Source organism: Staphylococcus sp. HMSC65H10 (genome assembly GCF_001839185.1).
Lineage (GTDB): Bacteria > Bacillota > Bacilli > Staphylococcales > Staphylococcaceae > Staphylococcus > Staphylococcus simulans.
In genome coordinates this window covers 3,980-14,275 of record NZ_KV840407.1, presented here as the reverse complement: position 1 = coordinate 14,275, position 10,296 = coordinate 3,980, and the positions used below count along the sequence as shown (strand labels likewise).

General features: G+C 35.1%; 2 protein-coding genes. Both read right to left on the bottom strand.

Features of this window, described 5'->3' with window-relative positions; translation table 11 throughout:
- On the bottom strand, positions 1–8,578 hold an 8,578-nt coding region (locus HMPREF3270_RS11010; RefSeq protein ID WP_141763149.1), incomplete at its 3' end, for a YSIRK-type signal peptide-containing protein.
- Positions 8,579–9,049: 471 nt separating this feature from the next.
- Positions 9,050–10,296, bottom strand: a 1,247-nt coding sequence (locus HMPREF3270_RS14030) for an FIVAR domain-containing protein (protein ID WP_176746746.1), incomplete at its 5' end; no start/stop codon positions are given.

Here is a 10,296-nt window from a genome sequence, read left to right as displayed (position 1 = left end):
GATCTGCTTCAACAGTTACTGCTGTATCTAATGCGTCTTTTACAGCTTTGTCTTCTTTATCAGTCACGTTCAAATCTAAACCTTCAGCAGTTTTAATCACTTTTTCAAGTTCTGATTTATCTGCTTTGGTTACTAAGCTTGATTGTGTTGATTTCAAGACTTCTGTTGCTTTGACAACTTGTTCTACTGTTACAGATTCTGGATTGTTCACGATGCCTTGTGCCACCGCTTGTGCATCTTCGAATGGAGCAACACTGTTTGGTGTGAAGTTATCTTTAACCACTGTTCTTGAGCTTGCAAGTTGTGCTTTCAACGCTTCAAGTGCTTTGTTGAACGCTTGTACTTTTTCTTGATCAGCTTTGTCTTGAGCTGCTTTATTTTCAAGCGCTTTTGCTAAATCAGATTGAGCTTTGTCGACTTCTTCTTGTGTTGCGTTGAAGTCTTCTTGTACTTTGATTGCTTTATCTAAAGCATCTTGAATCGCTTTGTCTTCTTTGTCATTAACGTTCAATTCAGTATTTTCTGCTGTGTCGATGACTTTATCAAGTTCAACTTTGTCAGCTTTTTCTACTAAGTGTTTTTGTGCTTCTTTCAAATCTTGTGTTGCTTTATTGATTTCTTCAACTGTTTTACCAGCAGAATTTTTCACGATAGCTTGACCTGTTGTTTCAGCTTTAGTTAATGGTTCTACACTGTTTGGAGTATATGCATATTTATCGATTGAAGCTACTTTTTCAAGTTCTTTTTTCAATACTTCTAATGCAGCATTCACTTGATCAGCTTTATCTTGAGTTGCTTTTGTTTCAAGTGCTTTTGCTAAATCAGATTGAGCTTTGTCGACTTCTTCTTGTGTTGCATTCAAGTCTTCTTGAACTTTGATAGCTGTGTCTAAAGCATCTTTGACTGCTTTATCTTCTTTATCATTTACGTTCAATTCAGTATTTTCTGCTGTGTCGATGACTTTATCAAGTTCAACTTTGTCAGCTTTTTCTACTAAGTGTTTTTGTGCTTCTTTCAAATCTTGTGTTGCTTTATTGATTTCTTCAACTGTTTTACCAGCAGAATTTTTCACGATAGCTTGACCTGTTGTTTCAGCTTTAGTTAATGGTTCTACACTGTTTGGAGTATATGCATATTTATCGATTGAAGCTACTTTTTCAAGTTCTGCTTTCAATGCATCAAGCGCTTTGTTGAATGCGTCTACTTTATCTTGAGTTGTTTTAGCTTTTACTGCATTTTCAAGATCAGTTTTAGCTTTATCAACTGTTTCTTGTGATGCGTTTTGATCTGCTTGAACTTCTTTAGCAGTATTTAATGCATCTTGAACCGCTTTATCTTCTTTATCAGCTGGATTAAGCTCTAAAGTTTCTGTAGTTTTAACAACTTTATTCAATTCTTCTTTATTTGCTTTAAGTTCAAGTTTATTTTGAGCATCAGTCATTGTTTGTGCTGCTTGTTTCAACTCTTCAACAGTCTTAGTAGCATCAGCACGAGCTGTTTCACCAGCTTTAACAGCTTCTTCTAATGGAGTGACTGTGTTTGGTTTGTATTCATCTTTAACTACTGAATTTGCTTCTTTAATAGCTTTTGTTAAAACATCTAAAGCATCTTGACGTTCTTTTGCAGCAATCGCATCGTTAATTGCTTTTGTTGCGTTAGCAACTTGTTCTTGTGTTACATTGTGATCTTCGTTAACAGCTTCACCTGCTGTTACTGCATCTTGAACGGCTTTGTCTTCTTTGTCAGTTGCAACTAAATCACCTAAAGTTTTTGCTTTTTCAAGTGCTTTCACAAGTTCTGTTTTATCTGCTTTTGAAACTAAGTTTGCTTGAGCATCTTTCAATGCTTTTGTTGTTTCCTCAATTTCTTGAGTTGTTTTATTAGCTGCATTATCAACTACATTTTGTCCTGCAGTTTCAGAGTCAGTTAAAACTTTTACGCTGTTTGTAGTGTAAAGTTCTTTATTAACTGTTTTTGCTTTTTCAAGCTCTGCTTTCAATGCATCTAAAGCATTTTGTTTTTCAACAGCTTCTTTAGTATCTTGTGCTTTTTTAGCATTTAACGCATTATCTAATTCAGTTTCAGCTGTATTCACTGCTTCTTGCGTTGCATTTTGATCAGCTTGTACTGTTTTCGCTTTGTCTAAAGCGTCTTGAACAGCTTTATCTTCTTTATCATTTGTATCAAGCGCACCTAAATTTTCAGCTGTTGTCACAGATGTGTTCAACTCTGTTTTGTCTGCTTTTTTATCTAATGCATTTTTAGCATCAGTAATTGCTTTTGTGGCCGCTTTGATTTCTTCAACTGATTTAGTTGCGTCATCTTTAGTAGTTTCACCCGCTGTGACTGCTGCTTCAAACGGTGTCACTGTATTTGGTTTATAGTCATCTTTCTTAACTGTGTTAGCATCGTCAATTGCTTTTTGTAATTCATCTAAAGCGTCTTGACGTTCTTTCACAGCAATTGCATCGTTGATTGCTTTTGTGGCATTTGCTACTTGTTCAGTAGTCGCATTGCCATCTTCATTGACTGTATTACCAGCTGTGACTGCATCTTGAACGGCTTTGTCTTCTTTATCAGTTGCGTCAAGTGCACCTAAAGTTTTAGCTTTTTCAAGAGCTTTCACAAGTTCTGTTTTATCTGCTTTTTGAACTAAAGCTTTTTGTAAATCTTTCAATTCTTGTGTGACAGCTTTGATTTCTTCAGTAGTTTTAAGTTCAGGAATTGTAACAATTGCGTTGCCTAAAACTTCTTTGTCGGCTAAAGGTTTCACACTGTCTGGTGTGTAGTCTTTATAGTCTAATTTACCGACTTTTGAAAGTTCTGCTTTCAATTCATCAAGCGCTGCTTTTTTAAGTGCGTCAAGTTCGTCTTGATTTTTCTTAGCTGCAACGGCTTGATCAAGTTCAGTTTTAGCTGTATTTACAGCTTCTTGACTCGCATTGTCGTCAGTTTGAACTGTTTTTGCTTTCTCTAAAGCATCTTGGACTGCTTTATCTTCTTTATCATTTGTATCAAGAGCACCTAAATTTTCAGCTGTTGTCACAGATGTGTTCAACTCTGTTTTGTCTGCTTTTTTATCTAATGCATTTTTAGCATCAGTGATGGCTTTTGTAGCTGCTTTTAATTCTTCAACTGTTTTAGTTGCGTCATCTTTCGCAGTTTCACCAGCAGTTACTGCTGTTTCAAATGGTGTTACTGTATTTGGTTTATAGTCATCTTTGTTGACTGTTTTTGCGTCTGTGATGGCTTTATTCAATTCATCTAAAGCATCTTGACGTTCTTTTGCGGCAACTGCATCGTTGATTGCTTTTGTAGCTTTTTCAACTTGTTCAACTGTTGCATTGTCATCAGCTTTAACAGTATTACCTGCTTCTACAGCATCTTGAACCGTTTTATCTTCTTTATCTGTTGCTGCTAAATCAATGAAAGTATTCGCTTTATCAAGTGCTTTTTGTAATTCTGTTTTATCTGCTTTTTTCACAAGAGCATTTTGGGCATCTTTCAATGCTTGAGTTGCTTGATTAATTTCTTCAGTTGTTTTAGCTTCAGGTGCTGCAACAATATCATTACCAACAGTTTCTTTTTCAGTTAATGTTGTGACTGTGTTTGGAGTATATACAGTTTTATCTACTGCTTTCACTTTATCAAGTTCTGCTTTTAATGCATCTAAAGCTTCTTGTTTAGCTTGTGCATCTTTCGCGTCTTGATCTTTCTTAGCATTGACTGCATTATCCAATTCAGTTTTAGCTGTATTCACTGCTTCTTGTGTTGCATTTTGATCAGCTTGAACTGTTTTTGCTTTGTCTAAAGCGTCTTGGACTGCTTTATCTTCAGCATCTTTAGTATCAAGTGCACCTAATTTTTCAGCTGTTGTAACAGATGTGTTCAATTCTGTTTTATCCGCTTTTTTATCTAGTGCATTTTTAGCATCAGTGATGGCTTTTGTGGCTGCTTTGATTTCTTCAACTGTTTTAGTTGCGTCATCTTTCGCAGTTTCACCAGCTGTGACTGCTGTTTCGAATGGTGTTACTGTATTTGGTTTGTAGTCATCTTTATTGACTGCTTTTGCGTCATTGATAGCTTTAGTTAATTCGTCTACAGCATCTTGACGTTCTTTTGCGGCAATAGCATCATTGATTGTTTTAACTGCGTTAGCAACTTCTTCAGTAGTCGCATTACCGTCACCATTTACTTTTTGACCTGCAGTAACTGCATCTTGTAATGCTTTGTCTTCTGCATCATTAGGATTTAAATCACCATATGCAATTGCTTTATCTAAAGCATTGCCAAGTTCAGTTTTATCTGCTCTTTCTTTCAAAGCATTCACTAATTCTTCAATTTGTTTTGCTTTCGCAAGTGTTGCTGGTGTATCAGCAGATGGAGGGTTGTTGATGATTTTTTGTCCTTCAGTAATTGCAGTTTTTAACGGTTCATACGTATTTGGTGTATATTTCGCTTCATTAAGTTGCTCAGCTTTATTTACAGCTGATTTTAAAGCTTCAATCGCGTCTGCTGCTTTTTTGTTATTGATTTCATCTTCAAGATTCCAAGTTGCTGTTTTGATTTCTTCAGGTGTCGCATTTGGATTATTTTTAACAGTTTCAGCTGCATTTAAAACATTTTTCAATAATTGATCTGTATTAGAATCAGTTAAAGGTTCTAAAGCTTTCGCTTCAGTAATTGCTGTATCTAATTTTGATTTATCTGGTACAAGTTGTGCAGTAGCATCTTGAACTGCTTTAGTTGCATTATTCAATGCTTCAACTGTTGATGTGTTATCGCCAGCTGCTGTTTTACCCGCTTCTACTGCTGTATCAAATGGTTTAACAGAATCAGCAGTATAATCTGTTTTATCTACTTTGGCAGCATCTTCTAATGCTTTATTCAATTGATCTAAAGCATCTTGATGCGCTTTTGTAGCAACAGCATCATTGATGGCTTTTGTTACATCTGCCACTTGTTGTGGTGTTGCATTGTCATCTTTGTTGACTGTTTGTGCAGCATCAATAGCATCTTGAACTGCTTTATCTTCTTTATCAGTTGGTTCTAAACCAGTAATAGCTTTTGCAGTATCAAGTGCTTTTTGTAAATCAGTTTTGTCTGCTTTTGGAACTAAAGCATCTTTGGCATCTTTCAATGCTTTTGTTGCGGCATTGATTTCTTCAGTTGTTTTAGTGTCCGGTGCATCAGCAATGGCTTGGGCTGCTGTTTGTTTTTCAGTTAATGGTGTCACTGTATTTGGTGTATATGTTGCTTTGTCTAAAGCTTTAACTTTATTCAATTCATCATTTAATGCATCGAGGGCTGCTTGTTTTGCGGCTGCATCTTTAGCATCTTGAGCTTTTTTAGCTGCAACAGTGTTATCTAAATCAGTTTGAGCTGTATTAACCGCATCTTGTGTTGCGTTGTCATCAGCTTGAACTGTTTTCGCTTTATCTAATGCATCTTGAACTGCTTTATCTTCAGTATCAGCTGGATTTAATGGTAATGCTTCAGCTGTTTTAACTGAATTATTTAAATCGTCTTTATTAGCTTTTGGAACTAAAGCATTTTGAGCGTCTTTCAATGCTTTTGTTGCGGCATTGATTTCTTCAGTTGTTTTAGTGTCCGGTGCATCAGCAATGGCTTGGGCTGCTGTTTGTTTTTCAGTTAATGGTGTCACTGTATTTGGTGTATATGTTGCTTTGTCTAAAGCTTTAACTTTATTCAATTCATCATTTAATGCATCAAGGGCTGCTTTTTTTGCAGCTGCATCTTTAGCGATTTGATCATCTTGAGCTTTTTTAGCTGTAATCGCAGTATTCAAATCATCTGTAGCTGTTTTAACTTGATCAGCTGTTGCATCACCATTTGTATTAACCGCATTTGCTGCTGCTAATTTATCTTGTAATGCTTTATCTACAGGATTATTTGGATTTAGATTGTTATAACCATTAGCTGTGTTAATTGCTGTTTTAAGTGCTGTTTTATCTGCTTGAGGAACTAATACTCCTTGTGCATCCTCTAATGCATTTGTAGCTGCTTTAATCTCAGCAATTGTTTTAGAACCTGGTGAACCTAAAATAGTTTTAGCATTTGTCACAGCTTCAGTAAACGCTTTTTTACTACTTGTTGTAAATATAGCTGGGTCAATAGTTTCAGCATCCTCTAATGTTTGTCTTAATTCATCTAAAGCATCTTCTTTATCCAATTCATCTTGTACATTTTTAGCTGCTATCGCATTATCTAAATCAGTTTTCGCTTTATTAACTGCAGGTTGATCGATATTTAAATCACCTTGAACAGTTTTAGCAGCTTCTAATGCTGTTTTAAGCGCATCATCTTCAGGATCTCCAGCTTCTAATGGTTGAAGAGCTTCTGCTGTTGTAATAGATTGATTCAATGCTGCTTTATCTGCTCTTGGAACTAATGCATTTTTAGCATCTTTTATAGCTTTTGATGCTGCTTTTAAAGTTTCAGGTGTTGCATTTGTGTCTGCTGCTTGTGTTTTACCATCAGTTAGAGATGAATCAAATGGTGTTACAGAATTAGGTGTATAAGCGTCTTTAGTTACTTTTTCAGCATCTTGAATTGTTGCATTTAATTCATCTAATGCATCTTGATAAAGTTTATGTTTGACCGCATCATTTAATTCGTTAGTTGCTGTTTTAACTTGATCTTGTGTTGCATTAGGGTCTTCTTTTACTACTTTACCTGCTTCTAATTTATCTTGAACTGCTTTATCTTCAGGATCTGCTGCATTTAATTGGCCAACAGATTCTGCACTTTGAATTGCGTTATTTAATTCTGTTTTATCTGCTAATCTTTCTAATTGAGCTTTAGTATCTTTTATAGCTTTTGTTGCTGCATCGAATTTTTCAGGTGATGGAATAGTCACATCAGTATTTAACGCTGTAACACTTATAACATTATTAGCAGCTAGATATTCCCCTGCTTTAATTGCACTATCAAATGGAGTAGCTGTTGCTGGTGTATATTCTGATTGATTGATAGTTTTAGCATCATCGATTGCTGCTTGTAAACGATTTAATGCTTCTTGATATTCTCTAAAATTAAGAATTTGAAGTAAGTCTTTTGCTTTTTGATCAACTTCTGCTTGTGAACTTTCACCATATTCATAAACTTGTTTAGCAAAGTTTAATCTATCTTTAAGTACAGCATTTTCCGAAATTCCATAATCTAATCCAGTTATTGCAGCTGCTCTATCTATTAATTTTTTAAGTTCCGTTTTATCAGGAATCAAAATAAGCGCATCTTTTGCAGTTTCTATGGCATTCGCTCTTTTGCTTAAAGTTGTAGCTGTAGATTTTGGTTCGGCAGCGCTCGCTTCACCATTTGAAATAGCTTCTAAAAATTTTTGAGCTGATAATGGTGTATATAAAGTTGTGTCTACAGCTTTTGCTTCTTTAATAACTTCTTGCAATTTTGCTAAAGCTTCTTGATAACCTTTTTGAGTAACTGCTGCCGTTAACTCAGCTGTTGCAGTTTGTACTTGTTCTTGAGTAGCAGCTGCATCCCCTTTAAGACTTTTAGCTATATTCAATTTTTCTTGAATAATTTTGTCATAAGGATTATCTGGATTTAATGGTTCTAATTTTTCAGCTGATGCAATAGCAGAATCTAATTTTCTGATGTCTCTTGCAGTAACAGCTGCTCTTGTTGAATAACCTGAAGCTTCTTCACCTGTTCTTGGTAAAGTTGCTTGAGGGCTAAATAAGTCTTTTTGAGCTGATGCTTCTTCAAGTAAGAGTCTTAATACTTCTGATTTTAATTGTTCTGGTGTTAAGTCAGTAGTATCAATAACTGCTAGAACTGCATCCACTTTGGCACTGTCATAGTCATTACTCAAGTCTGCTTTTACTTTTTCTACTTTTTGTACTGTAGACAATACAGGTGTTTCAGTTACTGTTTCAACCGCTTTTTCTACTGCTGGCTCAGTTGCAGGAGTGACTACTGATTCAGGAGCTTCTTCCTTGTTTTCAGCAACAGGTTCTGATGCTTTCTCAACAGTTGCTTCTGCTTTCACTGGTTCAGCTTCAGTAGTAGGTGTTTCTTTTGTTTTTTCAACAGTTGCTTCTGTTGATTCTTTTGAATTTTCAGTTTTTTGTGTTTGAATTGACTCTTCTTTTTGTTCAACTGCTTGTGCTGCTGCTTTAGCTTTTTCAACTATAGCGTGGACAGTTGATTCTGAATCTGCTTGTTGTACTTCTAGAGTATAACTGTCAACTTCTTCTTTGTTTAAATTTTTAAGTGAAGTAATCTCTGTAGTAGCTTGTTTTTTAACTTCTTCTAATGCATTTTGCGTTTGTGCTTTATTATCAGTTTGCTGTTGTGTAGCATCAACTGTTTTTTCAAGTGACGTTTTGTTATTTTCCTCAGGTGCTTGTTGTGTCGTACTACTATCATTAGAAGCCTCTACAACTGTATTGTTATCGTTTATATTCTCTGCTGCTTTGGCTTCGCCGCTATGACCTAAGAATAATAGAGATCCGATTAGAATAGATGCTGTGCCTACAGTAAATCTTCTAATAGAGTATCTATTTCTTAAGTTAGGCAAAAAGTCCAATTTTTTCATATGATGTCCTCCGATACTAGTATATTTCTACTACATCTTTATTATAATATTGTATTGCCCAATTGTATATGATATAAATTTTATGTTTTAGTAGGGAAATATCGTTAAATTCTTTCTTTTTTATTTGGAAACAAAATGCAAAATTCATATAGATTGTTGAAAACACAGGCGTGAATACATACCTCCGTTATCAAAACCGACCATTCTTCTCACATTTAAGGTTCTAAACCATATATTTTAACTCATTTTTTTAGTTTCATTTTTACAATTATGTAATGAGAACTTAATAGACAGAAACATAAATCTGTTAAAAGTACATAAAATCAATGTATCCTTGTAATATAAATAATTCATATTGATGCATTCTTCAAAACCTAATAAAAAGCAAACACCCCTAGCTGGAGATTATTCCAACTAGGGGTGAATACTATCTTAAATCTTTTACTGTTTAGTGCTCAAAAGTTGATTCGATTATTTTTCTGTATTATCTTTATCTTCTTTTTTACGTCTGCCGAACAATGCCATTAAACCACCAATTGCTAACATTAATGTAGCATATTTAGGATCTGCTGGAGTTTCTTGACCTGTGTTTGGTAATACTTTGGCTTTATTTGCTTTAGTTTGTGCTTTTGAACCTTCTGATTTCTTAACTGCTTTATCAGATGTTCTTTCAACTGATTTACCTGATGTTGATTTAACTTTATCAGTTTCTTTTTCAATTTTAGGAGCTTTAATAACTTCTAAAGCTTTTAATGCATCTTCGATAGCTTTTGTTGTTTCTTGAATATCTTTGATTGATACCTCTTTAGAATTTTCAACAATCGCTTTACCAGTATTCACTGATACATCTAATTTTTCTACTGATTCAGGTGTGTATTTAGTTTTATCTGTTGATTGTGCTTTATCTAAAGCTTTTTGTAATTCAGCTAATGCATCAGCTTTATCTTGAGTTGCTTTAGCTTCAACTGCTTTGTTCAATGCATCTTTAGCAGCGTCAACTTCTGTTTGTGTCGCATTAGCATCTGCTTGTACTGCTTTTGCTTTTTCTAATGCATCTTGGACTGCTTTATCTTCTTTGTCTGTTGGATCTAACGTTAAACCTTCTGCGTTATTGATTGCTTTATCAAGTTCTGTTTTATCTGCTTTCGCAACTAAACCTGCTTGCGCATCTTTTAATGCTTGTGTTGCTGCTTTGATTTGATCAACAGTTACAGATTCCGGATTATTCATAATACCTTGTGCAACTGCCATTGCGTCAACTAATGGTTCAACACTATTAGGAGTAAAGTCAGCCTGATTGATAGCTTTCGCTTTTTCAAGTTCTGCTTTCAACGCTTCAAGTGCCGCATTGACTGCATCAGCTTTATCTTGAGCAGTTTTCGCTTCGATTGCTTTATTCAATGCATCTTTCGCTGCGTCTACTTCTGCTTGTGTCGCATTAGCATCTGCTTGTACTGCTTTTGCTTTGTCTAATGCTTCTTGAACGGCTTTATCTTCTTTATCTTTTGGATCTAACGTTAAACCTTCTGCGTTATTGATTGCTTTTTCAAGTTCTGTTTTATCTGCTTTCGCAACTAAGCCTGCTTGTGCATCTTTCAATGCTTGTGTTGCTTCTTTGATTTGATCAACAGTTACAGATTCCGGATTGTTCACAATACCTTGTGCCACAGCCATTGTATCTACTAATGGTTCAACACTATTAGGAGTAAAGTCCGCTT